Genomic DNA, 17,080 nt, shown 5'->3' on the forward strand with positions numbered 1-17,080 from the left:
TGCTCAGTTGCACTGCCTAACTTTATACCGTAATAAATTTATATATGTCATTGCTCAGAAGAAATAATGCATCTCTGAAAACCAATAATGATACAGGATTCAGCAGCAATACCGGCAACTATGGCGGCAGGTTTGTAAATAAGGATGGCAGTTTCAATGTACAAAAAGAAGGCGTAGCATTCTGGGATCGCTTTAGTATGTTTCATACTATGATCAATTTACCGGGATGGCAGTTTCTGGCTATTATTATTGCCGTTTTTATCCTGATCAATCTTCTGTATACAGGTGTATTTATGCTGGTGGGTGTTCCTGAATTTACCGGCATTATAGCAGAAAGCGAGTGGCACGTGTTCAGGGAAATGTTTTTTTTCAGCACCGAAACCTTCAGCACGGTTGGTTATGGAAGGGTAAACCCTGTTGGTGGCCTTGCCAATTTTTTTGCGGCAGCAGATGCACTAACAGGTTCGCTGTTTTTTGCGCTGGTAACCGGTCTTATGTATGGCCGTTTTTCAAAACCACGTGCATTTCTTGAGTTCAGCAAAAAAGCGCTGATTGGCCCCTACAGGAATATTGCAGGACTTATGTTCCGCTTTGTAAGCTTTAAGGAACGACACACGCTTGCAGATGTGGAAGTAAAAGTGAGCCTGAGCATACTGGAAGATGTAAACGGCAAACAGGAATATAAATTCTATAACCTGCCGCTCGAAAGAACGAGGGTAGACAGCCTGCCAATGAACTTTACAGTTGTGCACCCTATAGACGATGAAAGCCCGCTGAGAGGTATGAGCCTGGAAGATATGCGCAATGCCGATTTTGAAATATATGTATTGGTAAAGGCGTATGACGACAGTTTCTCTAGTAATGTATTACAACGCACTTCGTATACCTACAACGAAATAATTTTTGACGCGAAGTTTGTCCAGATGTACCGGCAAAGCGAAGACGGTAATACTACAATCATAGAGCTTAACAAACTGAATGAGTATAAAGAAACACCCGTTTATCAAACTACTGCACAAACACCTGTAATATAACTTAAACATGATTTGGCAGACAATATAAAAATATTACCTTCGGTTTTAAATTAGTTGCATAGCTAACTATTTTGCAGGTTTTGTATTGTTCGTATCTTAAACCGGCATCCCACAGCTGCTTAAAGATATACAGTACAAGAGTGCGACGCAACAGGAGCTTCATAGCATTGTTTTGCCCGGCTCAATAATTACCAAACAAGAATTTATGAAACGTACTATTAAGAAAGTAGCAGTTTTAGGCAGTGGCGTAATGGGTAGCAGAATAGCCTGTCATTTTGCGGGCATAGGGGTTCAGGTTTTATTACTCGATATTGTACCAAAGGACACACCTGCAGATGCAAAACCGGCAGCAAAAAACAAGATCGTTAACGATGCACTAATGGCTGCTGTAAAAAGCAACCCCTCTCCTGTTTATCATAAAGACGTTGTAAAACGTATTACCACGGGCAATTTTGATGACAACCTGAAAGACACAGCAGGTTGTGACTGGATTATCGAGGTGGTGATAGAACGCCTCGATATTAAGCAACAGCTTTATGAAAAAGTTGAGAAGTTTCGCAAGCCCGGCACATTGATTACATCCAACACATCTGGCATACCGATTAATATGTTATCGGAAGGCCGCAGTGAAGATTTCAGGAAAAACTTTTGCGGAACGCATTTCTTTAATCCGCCGCGCTACCTGCGGCTGCTGGAGATAATACCTACAAAAGACACAAGCCCTGAAGTGGTGGATTTCTTAATGCATTATGGGGACCTCTACCTGGGCAAAACCACTGTACTGGCAAAAGATACGCCTGCGTTTATTGCCAACCGCATTGGTGTGTTTGGCATTATGGCCATCTTCAATGGCATGCAAAAGCTTGGATTGGGCATAGACGAAGTAGAAGCACTTACCGGCCCGGTTATAGGCAGGCCAAAATCTGCAACTTTCAGAACGGCCGACGTAGTGGGTATAGATACGCTTGTAAAGGTAGCAAAAGGCGTTGCCGAAAATTGCCCGCAGGATGAAGCAAAAGAACTGTTTGCTATCCCCGGCTGGCTGGACAAAATGATAAGCAACAACTGGCTGGGTGATAAAACGGGGCAAGGCTTTTTCAAAAAAACGAAAGGAGCAGACGGTGCGAAAGAGATACTTACCCTTAACCTGCAAACCATGGAGTATGCGCCCCGCGTAAAGCCAAAATTTGCAACGCTCGAAGCAGCAAAACCTATCGAGGATCTAAAAACAAGATTGAAAGCACTGGTTGCCGGCCAGGATAAAGCAGGTGAGTTTTACCGCCAGTTTCACTATGCGCTGTTTTCATATATCTCTTACCGTGTACCCGAAATAAGCGACGAAATCTATCGGGTAGACGATGCCATGATGGCTGGTTTTGGCTGGGAAATCGGCGCATTCGAAAGCTGGGATACGCTTGGTGTTGAAAAGACGGTAACGGCAATGAAGGCAGCAGGCTACACTGTTGCCCCATGGGTAGATGAAATGGTGGCGGCAGGTAACAAAACCTTTTATAAAGTTGAAGCGGGTAAAAAACTTTATTATGATGTTGCCTCAAAAACCTATAAACCAACACCGGGTGGCGATGCATTTATTATACTAAATAATTTTAAAGACAAAATTGTATGGAAAAACAGCAACGCTGTGCTGTTTGATATTGGTGATGACGTGGTTGCTTTGCAGTGGAATACCAAAATGAACAGCATTGGCAGTGAAGTGCTTGAATCGTTAAATAAGAGTATTGCCATAGCAGAAGAAAAATTCAAAGGGCTTGTTATTGCAAACGATGGCCCCAACTTTAGCGCAGGCGCTAATGTGGGCATGATTTTCATGTTTGCAATTGAGCAGGAATACGATGAGCTTGATATGGCCATACGTATGTTTCAAAATGCCATGATGCGCGTACGCTATTCCAGTATACCGGTGGTTATTGCACCGCACGGCCTTACACTTGGGGGCGGTTGCGAAATGAATTTACACGCAGATAAGATCTGTGCTGCGGCAGAAACATATATCGGGCTCGTGGAACTGGGCGTTGGTCTTATACCAGGTGGCGGAGGCACAAAAGAGTTTGTATTGCGTGCCTCAGACGAAATGCACGAAGATGAGCCTGAAACAATTACCCTGAAAAGCAGATTTTTCAATATTGCAACGGCAAAGGTTGCTACATCTGGTTTTGAAGCGTATGACCTGGGCATCCTCCGCAAAGGTCGCGATGAAGTGGTCATCAACCAGGGTCGCAGAATTGCCGAAGCTAAACGCAGCGTGATTGAGCTTTACGACAGTGGGTATACAATGCCGGTTCAACGCAACGATATTAAAGTGTTGGGAAGGTCTGCTTTGGGTGCGTTGTATGCAGGCATCAATGGCATGTGGCGCGGCAACTACGCAACAGATCATGATGCGTTGGTAGCACGTAAACTCGCATACGTTATGTGTGGTGGAGATCTGAGTGAACAAACATTGGTAACAGAACAATATTTGCTCGATCTTGAACGCGAAGCTTTCCTCGGTCTGTGCGGGGAACGAAAAACACTGGAGCGTTTGCAGAGTGTTTTAAAAAGCGGAAAGCCATTGAGAAATTAGTAACAAAATTCATTTGTGAAATACCTGTTCATAAGTGAGCAGGTATTTTTTTGCCCGTTAATAATATGGTTGATTTTTTGGTAGTCGGCTCAGGGTTTTCATGGCATCGCCTGTTGCCACGCTCGGTTCGGGGTTCCGTTTTTATGGCAACTGCAGCGCCCCTTTTCTGCTACTCCAAGGAAAATCCAGGTACGCAAGGGCACATGCTTAATAAGCAGGGTTGTTAGCGTCTTATGTATGTTGGTCAAACTGTACAACCTTGATAAATTTCCGTCAAAGTAGTTGATGCCCCTGTTGAATTAAAGGTAATTGTATCGCCGGTTGCTTTGTATTCTGTGAGTTCCCGCTGGTTGCCTGCATTTATATCAAACACCTTTACATCCACACTTTCAGAATCAACAGGTATATACGCAATAACACCGGCTTACATGCAATTTCTTTTTTGCTTCTCAACTATTTGTCCGAAAAGCCCGGTTATCATTTTCAACACTTTTATTTTAAACCAGGCAACACAAAAATTACCTGCTACAATGCAAAAGATCGGGTAAAATATTTACTTTTCACGCTTATGAATCGCATCGACAGGGTTACAGCTATATTGATACAACTCCAGTCAAGGAAGATTGTAAAAGCGCAGGATATTGCTGAGCGGTTCAATATCAGCCTGCGCACTGTATACCGGGATGTTAAAACCCTGGAAGAAGCAGGCATTCCCGTTATAGGTGAAGCAGGTGTTGGCTACTCAATCATGGATGGTTACCGCCTGCCTCCGGTAATGTTTACCAAAGAAGAAGCCACTGCATTTTTAACTGCAGAAAAGATCGTAGAAAAATTTACAGACGCTTCTACCGAAGCCAGCTATAAATCTGCCATGTATAAAGTTAGGGCAGTCTTACGCAGCACAGAGAAAGACCTGCTCGAAAACATGGAGCAGCATATAGAAGTGCTGAGACCTGTTTTACCCTTCGAAGCAGACAATGCAAAAGATAAACTGCAGCCGTTTTTAAGAAGTGTGGCCGAACAGCGGGTAATTAAAATACAATACAAAGCATTCCATTCAGAAGAAACAACAGAGAGACTGATTGAACCCGTAGGCATCTTTTATTCATCAGGTTACTGGCATGCGCTCGCTTATTGCAGGCTGCGTAAAGATTACCGGGATTTCAGGGCAGACAGGATACAATCCATACAAACCACGGAAGAACAATACAAAACGGAACACCCAAGTCTTAAAACGTATCTTGATAAAATAATGCATCAACAGCAACTCGAAAAAATCGTATTGCGTGTTGACAAAGAAGCAGCAAAATACCTGCAGGCGCAAAAGTTATATTACGGGTTTGTAAGTGAACAACCTGTTGATGATGACCGGATCGAAATGACCTTTCTTTCTGCCTACCGGGAAAGTTTTGTGAGATGGTACATTACTTTTGCTGACCATGCCGAACTGTTATATCCTGTTATTTTGAAAGAGCATGTCAAAAGATATATCCAGGCATTGGCTGTAAAACTCCTGTAATCTATTTGTGTTTCCGCAGGTTCCTTTTTATCCAGGTAATTGCTTTTTGAACATAGTATGCTTCATCATGCTGCAGCCTGTACAGAAGCTCATTGATGGCTTCATGCGTGGAAGCGTCCCGTGTATACCATTCTACCAAAACAAGTGCAAGTCTCCGTTGCCAGGAATCGCTGGCTTTACTGAGTTTTCCGGCCAGTGCAAAAATTTCCCGCTGGTGTGTCTTGCGCAAAGGCTTTAAAGACTGCATGCCCAGTGTATCACAAACAGACCAGTCTTCCAGTAGACCGGCAAATTTTTCTACCAGTCGTAACGACCGTTGAGGGTCTTTTTTTGCTATGCAGCCCAATATCTTCGCCGCAATCATTTTTTCTTCCAGGTGCCCAGCCTGCCAAAGTTGTTCTATAAGATCAAATCCACCTGTCTTGTACTGCTTTGCAAGGTCATTGATCACAGGCATGTAAACTCCATAGGATTTTGTAACACCGGGCAAAAATTTTACCTGTGCTGCCATCGCTTCTTTGCTGGCATTCATACGCAATGCATCCTGAATTTCTTTTAACGCTGCCGACATGCCCGATATCCGTGTAATTATTTAATCGTGAGTATGCAAAATTGTTGCTCCAGGGTCAAAGAGTGCTCTAATAGAACTGTAATAAAACGTGCACCGAAGCGTGCATATAGATACGCGATATTTTCCGTTCTTTCCTGAAGGTTATTACCCGGAAAGAGCGCCGCTTTTATTTTGTCAAGATTGCGCTGCTCTGCTTCAAACTTTCGTTTTTCTGCACGTAGCATCTTCTTTTCAAGCTCATGTAGTTTTTTTATAGCTTTTGTTTTTAAAGCCTCCACGTGAGCATGCAATGACTGATCCACGGTGGATGCCAGCGTATCAATCTCTTTATAGAGTATTTCTACTTTTTTTAGCTCTTCCTGCAGGGCAAACTGGTTGCTGCTTCTTTCTGCTACAATCTGTTTCATCAGGTCAAATGATGAACTGAACATGTCTTTTGGCTGTAGCCCCAATGCGATAATCTTCTGCGCCCATTTCTCTTCTATCACCAAAAAAGAATTGCGTAAAACCAGCATTGGATAAGGAATAGCAACTTCCTGAAAAACCTGCTTCAACTCCAGCCAGTAAGCCAGTTCTCCCCCACCGCCAATAAAAACGATGTTTGGCAATATGGTTTCCTGGAATGCACCGCGCAAAATAACATTGGCACTGAAACGCTCGGGATGATTGTTCAGTTCAGCAAGTATTTCCTGCGGGGAAAATGATAAACCAAGCGCTGCAACTGTAAATAAATCTCCCTGCTTTTCTATTCTTTCCCGCTTATTGTCGATAAGATAAAACAGGTTCAACTCACGTCCACCGGCCTGTGCTTTGTAATTTTTCTCCAGTGCTGTAATGGTTGACTTAACTGCTTTGTGAGAAAATCCCGTCAACAGTTCCTTTTCAACAACGGAATGAAAAATTTGCTTTAGTTCTGCATTATCAGGTATTACTACCACAAGACCGTATTGAGCAAAGAGGTGATCTACCAGTTCCAGCGTAGCCTGTTGTATGGTCTTTCCCCTGGTATAGATCTTTTGAAAAGTTGCTACCAATTCATTTCCAAAAGGCAATACACCAACCTGACCGTGCATTTGCGCAAGCATCTGTAAAAATGAAGCATCTATCTTCATGCGTCCCACTGCACCGGTTTGAGTAGTATTCCAGGTATAATTTACGCCATCGATCTTGATAGAACCAAGTTCGTCGATGTCAGCATCTTCGCTACCCATATAATATACCGGAACAAAATTGTATGCAGGTAATTGCGTTTTAAGCGTGGCTGATAATTTTATGGTGTGCAGTATTTTGTAGATAAAATAAAGCGGGCCGGTAAAGATATTTGGCTGGTGTGCGGTGGTTACGGTAAACGTTTCGTTTTGCAACAATAATGCGATGTTGTTCCGCACTGCCGCAGACGTTTGTACCGATTCATATTGCTTTTTTAATGCATCTGCAAGTACTTGTCTTTGCTGCGGAAACTGCTGCCTTGCTTCAATGGCGGCTTTTATACCTTCTATGTTTACGGCATGCGCATAAAATGGTCGCAGCTTTTCATCTGCCTGAACATAATCCAGCGCAAGACCGGAGAAAAAGTTGGTTTTATCGTAATTGAGCAGTGTACAGGTTGTTTCCATGCAGAAAAATTGGACAGCAATTTAGTCTCTTTCTTTGTTGTATGTACAACCTTTATTCATTCTTTCACAAATCGAAAGCGGGCTTGTATGGGTATAAAACATTTGTAACCCGGCTGCAGCTTATGCATGAGGCTTTTGTTGCGTCGCACTCTTGTACTTCCTGTTCATTATGCAGCATGGTGCCACCATGCTGTACTGCCGCATACAACAGGCGAATAAGATGTTGTTGTCTGCATGTCAATGATAACCTCGTTTTGTTTCTGTTGCAAGCTGGTGGCATGGAACAGTTGCATATTGATTTGCTGTACAAGAGTGCGACGCAACGAATGCTCAATTGTTTTACTGTAGCCGGGTTCAAAAAAATACATTAAGCATTTGTCTACGGGCAACATATGAGGAGGTATTTACTCATTACTGTATGCTTTTAGCGGTGGCATAATTTTTTGTAGATTGTACCAAACTACACTATATGCAAAATTGGCTTAGAACACTACTGGCAGGGTACGGCGCTTACAAATGGGGCGGCGGATGTCTTGGATCGATATTGGTTTTTGCGTTGATCTACTGGGCGCTTGGGCATTGCTGATGGAAATAAATACCATTAACAAAAGTGGAATGAAGGATGAGGCGATATTAAATTTCCATTATTGCCGCGTACGGATGCAACTTATTTTACCTGGCCAATGTCAATAACAAATAAGTTGAACCAGGATAAACTTTGAGGCATCCGTACACAACTAAATCCTTTTTATTACGTATTTATAACGCATGCTAACCCGCTGCATTGCAAATACAAAAAATCCTTTACTTATGTTAGTAGTATTAATCATTTTATTGACAGCCGTTGTGCTTAATTCCATCAATTCTTACAGGAATTATTCTATTGCAGAAAAAAATAAAGCGAGAAGATTGCACGACATTTACTCGGACTAGGATAGATAATTTTTGTAAAAAAATCCGTACACATTTAAAGGAAATCTTAATCCGCGGCCTTCATAACCACGAAAACAAGATACCTGTACCTGCAAAATCCTGCATACCAGTTTCTTATTTATTACAAATAATATTCATTCTTTTATTTTAACTTGCCGGAACATGACCGCTGAGAGTAAGCAGCTTTAGAATATTTTGCTATCTTTCGGCGTTAATAGATCAAAACCTCCGGAATTATTTCTATGACTGAAAGTGAAAAAACGGCAATCGTGATGAATGCCAAGCCCGTTTACATGCTGGTGAACAAGCTTGGTTTAAAAGACGCAGACGCCATAGTACGAAACAAAATAATAAAGAAATACAAGGCATTTATTTATAAAAATTATGATGGCGGCTTTAGAACAGCCACAGTGTACGTCTATGAAAACGAGTACTACTGCAATTTGTTTAGCCCGCAATCCCCCAGGCCGTCAAGAGGCTTCAACAGGCATATGTAGCATGCTGCATTACTGGTGAATACCTTGCCCATGAAAGCTCTCCTGGTAAAGTAAATAATCACTGTCATTCTTTCTTATTCTTACCCTGTAAAAAAGTTTTTCTTTACAGGGCATGGCATCTTTTATCCTGCAATTTCTCTGCGCTTTCTTAATTGCGGCCTCACGCCGCTGATATACACGGTATTAACTATTGTAAAAACAAACCTTATATTGCAAACTTCAAAATAAATGCACTATGAGGCAGCTCGTTTTATCACTAACATTATTATCGGCTATGAGCGTAAATGCACAAAGCAAACCGGCTTTTACAGGTAAATATCCCGCAACAAAAACAATTGACCAGAAAGACGATTTTTTTGGAACAACAGTGGCAGACCCTTACCGCTGGCTCGAAAACGATACAGCCGACGATACCAGGGAATGGGTGGTAAAGGAAAATGAAGTAACGCAGGCATACCTGCAGCAAATACCATTCAGAGATGCAATCAGGAAAAGGCTTACCGTTTTGTGGAACTACGAAAAATATTCGGCGCCTTTCAAAGAAGGCGGTTATACTTATTTCTATAAAAATGACGGTTTACAAAACCAGTCTGTATTATACAGGCAAAAAGGCAATGAACAGCCTGAAGTGTTTCTCGACCCCAACAAATTCGCTGCAGATGGCACAACATCCTTATCGGGGCTTGAATTTACAAAAGATGGTTCCCTTGCAGCCTACACTATTAGTGAAGGGGGCGCAGACTGGAACAAACTTATCGTTATAAATGCCGCCACAAAAGAAGTAATGGACGATACGCTTGAGGTAAAATTCAGCGGTGTGGCATGGAAGGGCAATGAAGGTTTTTACTACAGCCGTTACGACAAACCCAAAGAAGGAAGCCAGCTAAGCGGCATGACGGATAAACACCAGCTTTTTTACCACAGACTTGGTACAAAGCAAACAGAAGATGTACTCGTCTTTGGCGGCGTGCAAACACCAAGGCGCTACATTGGCGGTTACGTAACGGAAGATCAGCATTACCTTGTTATCAGCGCAGCCAATGCTACGTATGGCAATGAGCTATACCTGCAGGATCTTACTAAGCCAAATGCGCCTATAGTGCCCGTTGTTACCGGTTTTGAAACGGAGCAATACGTTGCATACAGCAACAACGGCAAATTGTATATTTCCACCAATAAAAACGCACCAAATACAAAACTCGTCGTTACAGATGCAGCCACACCAACACCCGAAAACTGGAAAGACCTTATCCCGGAAACAAAATTTCCTTTGTCGGTTTCCACATGTGGCGGCAAATTATTCGCGCACTATATAAAAGACGCAGTATCTCAGGTTATACAGTATGATCTTGCCGGCAAGAAAGAAAAGGAAATAACGCTGCCCGGCCTTGGCAGTGCCGGTGGTTTCAGCGGTAAAAAAGAAGAAAAGGAATTATACTACTCTTTCACATCTTATGTTTACCCGCCAACTATTTTCAGGTATGATATAGCTACGGGAAAATCATCTGTTTACAAGAAGGCCAATGTACAGTTTGATGCGGGTGCATATGAAAGCACACAAATGTTCTACACTTCAAAAGATGGCACTAAGATACCGATGATCATTACACATAAGAAAGGCATTGAGCTCAACGGTAAAAACCCTACCATGCTATATGGCTATGGCGGCTTTAGTGTAAGTCTTACACCCGCATTCAGCATCAGTAACCTGGTATTTATGGAAAACGGCGGCGTTTACGCCGTACCTAATCTGCGTGGTGGCGGAGAGTATGGAGACGAATGGCATAATGCGGGTACAAAAATGCAAAAGCAAAATGTATTCGATGATTTTATTGCCGCGGCTGAATTTTTGATAAAACAGAATTACACCTCCTCAGAATATCTTGCCATAAGCGGTGGCAGTAATGGCGGTTTATTGGTGGGTGCCTGTATGACACAGCGGCCCGAGCTGTACCGTGTTTGCTTCCCCGCAGTGGGCGTAATGGATATGCTGCGCTACCATAAATTCACTGCAGGTGCAGGCTGGGCTTACGATTACGGCACAGCAGACGATAATAAAGAAATGTTTAATTACTTATACAAATATTCGCCCGTACACAATGTAAAAAAAGGCACTTGTTATCCTGCTACAATGGTAACAACAGCAGATCACGATGATCGTGTGGTACCTGCGCACTCCTTTAAATTCGCGGCCCAGTTACAGAATGCCCAAACTTGCGAAAACCCGGTTTTAATTCGCATCGAAAGCAAGGCCGGTCATGGTGCAGGAAAACCAACTTCAAAGATTATTGAAGAACAGGCAGACAAATGGAGTTTCATGCTCTGGAATATAGGCGTTGATTACAAATAGTCACGCCGCTTAAAACAAAAAGCATCGTTTGGTAAAACGATGCTTTTTTTATGTACCCAACTTTTGTAATGCTATTTAGCTTTGCTTGCGTCGCACTCTTGTACTGTATATCTTTTATCAGCAACGATACTGCATACCCACCGTGTTACAAATGCGGTCCTGCTACGCAGCACAGCTCATTTTGTCAGGAATGTTGCAGCCGTACATCTGCAAATTCAGGTTGCTTGTCAAATACGGCTTTTGCGAAAGTACACAGCGGTAATATTTTCACGTGGTTTGCCCGTGCATATTCAACTGCTGTATGCACCAGTTGATAGCCTATGTTTTTGCCGCGCAATGCCTCATCAACTTCTGTATGTTCAATAATAATGTTATTCCTGGCATCTTTCCTGTAAACCATTGCGGCAAGTGGCGCTTCGGCATCACCTGCATACCACATGCCTTTTATTCCTTTTTCCTGGTGTTCTATCTGCATAGTTATAATTTAAAAAAGACTTTCTTTTTCCAGAGAAACCAACACATGGTCCACTCCAACGCAAAGATGCATAAAGAAGCAATGATCTTGCTCAGTATTTCCGGGGTATTTATCCAGCTTAGTACATTTGTTGCTATAATGGTTATATAGCCATTAAACCATCTTGCTCCCACAATCTCGAAAAAAAGGTAAATAAAGATAGAATTCATACCAACTACCAGGAAGAACTGCAGGTATTTTTTATGATCCATGATATCAATCCACCAATAGCAAAAAGCAAGACCAATTATACACCAGCCCAAAGATGCAAGCGTAAACGAACTCGTAGCGATGCGTTTTATAATCGGAGTAATGCCTGCCAGGTCAAGTGCAAACCCCGCAACAAGCACAATCATGGCCCATAAAAGCATTTGCTTTATTTTATCTGTACGGTTACTCATTAAAAGCTTGCCAGTCAATGCACCCGCAATTGTATGCACCGCTGTAGGTATGCAGTTAATAGCAACCCATCCCCCGTCATTGATCTTATTCATCAGCAACACATCTACATAATTACCAAAATTATGCTGGTCTGTAAATGGCTGCTCAAATCCCGGCACGTTGGTAAAACGATATAAAATTTCTGTCAATAGCAGCAATCCTGCACACATCATTATCTGTGCATTTGTACTCCATCTGAAAATAAGAAACGCCACCAGTGTTGTAAAAGAAAGTTGTGTCAGCACATCCCATAATTCAAACGAGAGTTTATCGCCACGAACTGCGTAATCCAGTACGCCCCAGAAGAAAAGCCAGCAACAGCGTTTCAGTATTTTCCTGAACTGGTCGTTCCACGCTACACCCTGCTCCGTTTGTTTGTGTAATGAGTAGGCCATCGATACGCCTGCCATAAACATAAACCCGGGTTGTATCAGATCCCAGAAACGTAAACCATTCCATGGGTGATGGAAAAACTGCTGAAAGAAACCATGCAGGAAATTACCATCTGTTGCTTCATATAAGTGTTCATAAAGCCCTGTACTTTCCATGGCAAGCAGCACCATAATGAAGCCGCGCATAAAATCCAGTGAGAGCAATCGCTTGCTTACAGAAGCAGTGAATGGCTGAGACATGTGCAGAAATTTTGCAGAAGATAGAAATAATATTCAGAACTCAATAGCTATACACTATTACAAACGTTTGCATTATTATTGAAGCATACGGTAAACAATTTGAATAAATATTTACGATGCAGCATATCTTTTGGAAGTTTTCAAAAAATATTTGCTTGTTTTCGATTTCTGTTTTTATATTCGCATCGCAATGAAAAAACAAGTTATCAATAATCATTGGTGGTGGCACACAAACTCCGTTCGGGGCGTGTAATGGCATATCCATTCGTGAATAACTATATTCAAAGAAGCCCCGATATAACGTCGGGGCTTCTTGTTTGTATAAAGGTTACTAAATACCATGCATTATTTAAACAGGCAGGCATAGGCAGTATCGTTGCTGCCAACAGTTATACAGTACAAGAGTGCGACGCAAGTAAAGCTTAACAGATAACCAACAGCCGGGTACATAAATTTTACAACAGGCATTATGAAAAAAATTCAGCTTAACACAACGTATAAAAAGATGCTGGCAGACGTATACACACCTGTTGGTATTTATTTACGTCTGAGAGATCGTTTCAGGGATACCGTGCTGCTCGAAAGCACAGACAACAGGGCATCTGACAATAGTTTTTCTTTTATTGGCATCAATGCCATTGGTGGTATCGAAATTTCAGGCTTCGATTCTGTTGAGTATAAAATTCCGGGACAGAAACCCGAACGCGAAGCCATTAAACATATACAGGATATACCTGCCACGATCTGGAACTTTATGAACCGCTTTGAAGTTGTAAAACCTGATGAAAAAGTAGTACAACTGGCACAGGGTGTTTACGGTTATTCAACTTATGATGCCGTACAATTTTTTGAAACGGTAAAGCTAAAGAGTTACAACACATTGCCGGAAATTCCGCTAATGCGCTACAGGCTTTACCAGTATGTTATCATCATCAATCATTTTAAAGATGAAATGTACCTCTGCGAAAACCGCGTAAACAATATTGAAAGCGATGTTGCCGCAGTGGAATCGCTTATCAAAAGCAAAGACGTACCAGCTTACCCTTTTAAAATACAGGAAGACGAGGTAAGCAACATCAGTGACCAGGGATATATTGACATGGTAAAAAAAGGTATTGCAAGCTGTCTGCGGGGAGATGTTTTTCAAATTGTGCTCAGCAGGCGTTTTCAACAAAAGTTTATAGGAGACGAATTCAATGTATACCGTGCGCTGCGAAGTGTAAACCCCTCTCCTTACCTGTTTTACTTTGATTATGGCGATTATAAATTAATGGGCAGCAGCCCCGAAAGCCAGCTCATTATCAAAAACGGTAAAGCCATCGTTCATCCTATTGCCGGTACATTTAAACGAACCGGTAATGATGAAAAAGATGAGCAGCTTGCAGAAGCTTTACTCAATGACGCCAAAGAAAATGCGGAGCATACTATGCTGGTAGACCTGGCACGCAATGATCTAAGCCGTTGTTGCGATAACGTGGTGGTTAACCATTACAGGCAGGTACATTATTATTCGCACGTTATACATCTTGTAAGCGAAGTTTGCGGCACGGTAAGGCCAAATGCCAACCCATTTGAATTGCTTGCGCTTACTTTTCCGCAGGGCACATTGAGTGGTGCACCCAAATTCAAGGCCATGCAACTGATCGATGAATACGAGCCCACCGTTCGCGGTTACTACGCCGGCTGTATTGGCTTTATGGGTTTTGACGGTACGTGCAACCAGGCAATTATGATACGCACTTTCCTCAGTAAACAAAACACATTAAACTACCAGGCAGGTGCAGGTATTGTAGCCAAATCGGTACCCGAAAGCGAGTTGAAGGAAGTAAACAACAAACTTGGCGCACTAAAAAAAGCGGTGGAACTGGCAGAAACAATTTAATTTTTATGAACCCGGCAGTTGTGCATGCATCAGCATCGTTGCGTCGCACTCTTGTACTGATTATTATATTATGAGCAATAACCTGAAAATATTAGTCTTCGACAATTACGACTCTTTTACATATAACCTGGTTCATCTTGTTGAAAAAATATTGCATTATAAGGTAGCTGTGTACCGCAACGACAAGATTAAGCTGGAGGATGTAAAAGCGTATGATAAGATCATCTTATCACCCGGGCCCGGCATTCCGGAAGAAGCAGGTTTATTGCTACCGCTTATAAAAGCATATGCAGGCAGCAAATCGATACTGGGCGTATGCCTCGGGCACCAGGCCATTGGGCAGGCATTTGGCGGCACGTTGTCAAACCTCACGAGTGTTTATCATGGTGTGGCTACGCCGATAACTCTTAACCGGGAAAATGCAGCAGCAGAAAGCCCGCTGTTCAAAGGCTTGCCGCACACGTTCGAAGTGGGCCGTTATCATTCATGGGTGGTAGACCGTAATAACTTTCCTGCAGACCTCGCTGTAACAGCAGAAGATGAGCAGGGGTTTATCATGGCGTTGCAACATAAACAATACGACATACAAGGTGTGCAGTTTCACCCGGAGAGCGTATTGACGCCTGACGGCGAAAAAATTATGCGCAACTGGCTGGCTATGTAAGTGATGATTTTGATGGTTACATTGTAAAGCATACTAAGAAGAAAACATGAAAAAGATTCTGCAATATTTATTTGAACATAAAACGCTTGGCCGCGAGCAGGCAAAAGAAATATTGACCAATATTTCGAAAGGCATGTACAACGATCATGAAGTTACCGCCTTCATTACGGTATTTCTCATGCGCAGCATTACCATTGAAGAACTGCAGGGCTTCCGCGATGCACTGCTGGAATTATGCGTAAAAGTTGACCTGGGTGAACATAAGACCATTGATATCGTTGGTACCGGCGGCGATGGCAAGAACACCTTCAATATTTCCACACTATCCTGCTTTATTGTAGCCGGTACGGGGCAAAAAGTTGCAAAACATGGTAACTACGGTGCATCTTCTGTAAGCGGCGCCAGCAATGTGATGGAACTGCTTGGCTATAAATTCAAACACGATAATGGCCAGTTAAAAAAAGAAGTTGAAACTGCCAATATATGTTTTTTGCATGCACCTGTTTTTCACCCGGCATTAAAGACTGTTGGGCCAATTCGAAAAAACCTGGGCCTGCGTACATTTTTTAACATGCTGGGCCCAATGGTTAACCCGGCTTCGCCGGCTTACCAGTTAGTAGGTGTGTACAACCTGGAAATGGCAAGAATTTATAACTACCTTCTACAACAAACCGGTAAAGCGTTTACAATTATTCATGGTCTGGATGGCTATGATGAGATATCTCTCACAAACGATACCAAGGTCATTACCAGTAAGGGTGAAAGCATTATGACACCGCTTCAGCTTGGCAAACGTATTGTATCTGCAGAAGATATTTATGGCGGCAACAGTACAGAAGAGGCAGCAAGAATCTTTGTAAAGATCATTAAAGGTGAAGGCTCATGGGCACAAAATGCGGTGGTATTGGCCAATGCTGCTATGGCGCTGGAATGTACCGGGGCGTATACTACTTATAACGATGCGTACAATGCAGCCGTAAACAGCCTGGAAAGTGGCAAAGCTTACCAATCATTACAAACATTAATCAGCCTGCAATAATGAACATCCTCGACCAGATCGTAGCACATAAAAAACAGGAAGTAGCAAGCCGCAAGTCATTAGTCACTATTGCGGAGCTCGAAGCATACCCGGCATTTTCCCGCAAAACCATATCACTACACCAGTCTTTACTGGACGAATCAAAAACGGGCATCATTGCGGAATTCAAGCGAAAATCGCCTTCCAAAGGCATCATCAACAGCCAGGCTGATGTAACGAAAGTTACGGGTGCATACGCATTATACGGCGCGTCAGGCTTATCTGTGCTTACAGATGCAACATTCTTTGGCGGTAATGATACAGACCTGGAAGCCGCAAGGCGTAACAATACCCCCATACTGCGTAAAGATTTCATGATTGATGAATACCAGTTCTATGAAGCCAGGGCCATCGGGGCAGATGTAATTTTACTGATTGCTGCCTGTCTTACACCCGCACAGGTAAAAGCTTTTGCACAACTGTCAAAATCGCTGCAACTCGAAGTCTTGCTGGAAATACACAACGAAGAAGAACTTGGTCACATTTGTGCAGAAGTAGATTTTGTAGGTGTAAACAACAGGAACCTCAAAACGTTTACAGTAGATATCAATACATCACTACAGCTTTTTCCGCATATACCTGCAGATAAACCTGCCATCGCAGAAAGCGGCATCAGTAATGTAGATACAATTGTAACTTTGAAACAGGCTGGCTTTAAAGGTTTCCTCATTGGTGAAAACTTTATGAAACAACCAGACCCCACGATTGCTTTTGCTGATTTTGTAACAGAGCTTAAAGCAAAACAAAATGCGCATTAAAGTATGC

General features: G+C 42.5%; 14 protein-coding genes. 10 read left to right on the top strand and 4 right to left on the bottom strand.

What is annotated here, in order from left to right:
- The first annotated feature begins 44 nt into the window (after positions 1–44).
- From I5907_RS16625 to I5907_RS16635, 3 genes are all read left to right on the top strand, one after another.
- Positions 45–1,034, top strand: a complete 990-nt coding sequence (locus tag I5907_RS16625; RefSeq protein WP_196991928.1) for an ion channel — start codon at positions 45–47, stop codon at positions 1,032–1,034.
- A 205-nt stretch (positions 1,035–1,239) separates the two neighbouring features.
- A complete protein-coding gene (locus tag I5907_RS16630; protein WP_196991929.1) occupies positions 1,240–3,618 on the top strand; it encodes a 3-hydroxyacyl-CoA dehydrogenase/enoyl-CoA hydratase family protein in 2,379 nt (792 codons plus the stop codon).
- A gap of 568 nt (positions 3,619–4,186) precedes the next feature.
- Complete coding sequence (locus I5907_RS16635) at positions 4,187–5,137, top strand: helix-turn-helix transcriptional regulator (RefSeq protein WP_196991930.1); 951 nt, start codon at positions 4,187–4,189, stop codon at positions 5,135–5,137.
- 1 nt (position 5,138) lies between these two features.
- Here I5907_RS16635 and I5907_RS16640 read toward each other — a convergent pair whose 3' ends face one another.
- Both I5907_RS16640 and bshC read right to left on the bottom strand, forming a co-directional pair.
- Positions 5,139–5,708, bottom strand: a complete 570-nt coding sequence (locus I5907_RS16640; RefSeq protein WP_196991931.1) for a DNA alkylation repair protein — start codon at positions 5,706–5,708, stop codon at positions 5,139–5,141.
- A 17-nt stretch (positions 5,709–5,725) separates the two neighbouring features.
- Positions 5,726–7,324: a bacillithiol biosynthesis cysteine-adding enzyme BshC gene (gene bshC / locus I5907_RS16645; protein ID WP_196991932.1), complete on the bottom strand. Its 1,599-nt coding sequence runs from the start codon at positions 7,322–7,324 to the stop codon at positions 5,726–5,728.
- An 810-nt stretch (positions 7,325–8,134) separates the two neighbouring features.
- Here bshC and I5907_RS21820 point away from each other — a divergent pair.
- The 3 genes from I5907_RS21820 (at position 8,135) to I5907_RS16655 (ending at position 11,104) form a co-directional block, all read left to right on the top strand.
- Entirely contained in the window at positions 8,135–8,257 is a 123-nt protein-coding gene (locus tag I5907_RS21820; protein ID WP_283016288.1) for a hypothetical protein, read from the top strand.
- A 242-nt stretch (positions 8,258–8,499) separates the two neighbouring features.
- Positions 8,500–8,754: a hypothetical protein gene (locus tag I5907_RS16650; protein ID WP_196991933.1), complete on the top strand. Its 255-nt coding sequence runs from the start codon at positions 8,500–8,502 to the stop codon at positions 8,752–8,754.
- A 235-nt stretch (positions 8,755–8,989) separates the two neighbouring features.
- A complete protein-coding gene (locus I5907_RS16655) occupies positions 8,990–11,104 on the top strand; it encodes a prolyl oligopeptidase family serine peptidase (protein WP_196991934.1) in 2,115 nt (704 codons plus the stop codon).
- Between the two features lie 184 nt (positions 11,105–11,288).
- Here I5907_RS16655 and I5907_RS16660 read toward each other — a convergent pair whose 3' ends face one another.
- Both I5907_RS16660 and I5907_RS16665 read right to left on the bottom strand, forming a co-directional pair.
- Positions 11,289–11,579: a GNAT family N-acetyltransferase gene (locus I5907_RS16660; RefSeq protein WP_196991935.1), complete on the bottom strand. Its 291-nt coding sequence runs from the start codon at positions 11,577–11,579 to the stop codon at positions 11,289–11,291.
- 2 nt (positions 11,580–11,581) lie between these two features.
- The gene (locus tag I5907_RS16665) at positions 11,582–12,691 is read right to left on the bottom strand and encodes an acyltransferase family protein (RefSeq protein ID WP_231402141.1); all 1,110 of its coding nucleotides are present in this window, start codon (positions 12,689–12,691) and stop codon (positions 11,582–11,584) included.
- 469 nt (positions 12,692–13,160) lie between these two features.
- Here I5907_RS16665 and I5907_RS16670 point away from each other — a divergent pair, with 469 nt between their 5' ends.
- From I5907_RS16670 to trpC, 4 genes are all read left to right on the top strand, one after another.
- Positions 13,161–14,573 (top strand): anthranilate synthase component I family protein, encoded by a 1,413-nt coding sequence (locus I5907_RS16670; protein ID WP_196991936.1) that lies wholly within the window; start codon positions 13,161–13,163, stop codon positions 14,571–14,573.
- Between the two features lie 70 nt (positions 14,574–14,643).
- On the top strand, positions 14,644–15,237 hold the full coding sequence (locus tag I5907_RS16675; protein WP_231402142.1) for an anthranilate synthase component II: 594 nt from the start codon (positions 14,644–14,646) through the stop codon (positions 15,235–15,237).
- Between the two features lie 46 nt (positions 15,238–15,283).
- On the top strand, positions 15,284–16,276 hold the full coding sequence (trpD, locus tag I5907_RS16680) for an anthranilate phosphoribosyltransferase (protein WP_196991937.1): 993 nt from the start codon (positions 15,284–15,286) through the stop codon (positions 16,274–16,276).
- Positions 16,276–17,073, top strand: a complete 798-nt coding sequence (gene trpC / locus I5907_RS16685; protein ID WP_196991938.1) for an indole-3-glycerol phosphate synthase TrpC — start codon at positions 16,276–16,278, stop codon at positions 17,071–17,073. The genes trpD and trpC overlap by 1 nt, the downstream gene beginning before the upstream one ends.
- Positions 17,074–17,080 lie beyond the last annotated feature (7 nt).

This window comes from Panacibacter microcysteis (genome assembly GCF_015831355.1).
Classification (GTDB): domain Bacteria; phylum Bacteroidota; class Bacteroidia; order Chitinophagales; family Chitinophagaceae; genus Panacibacter; species Panacibacter microcysteis.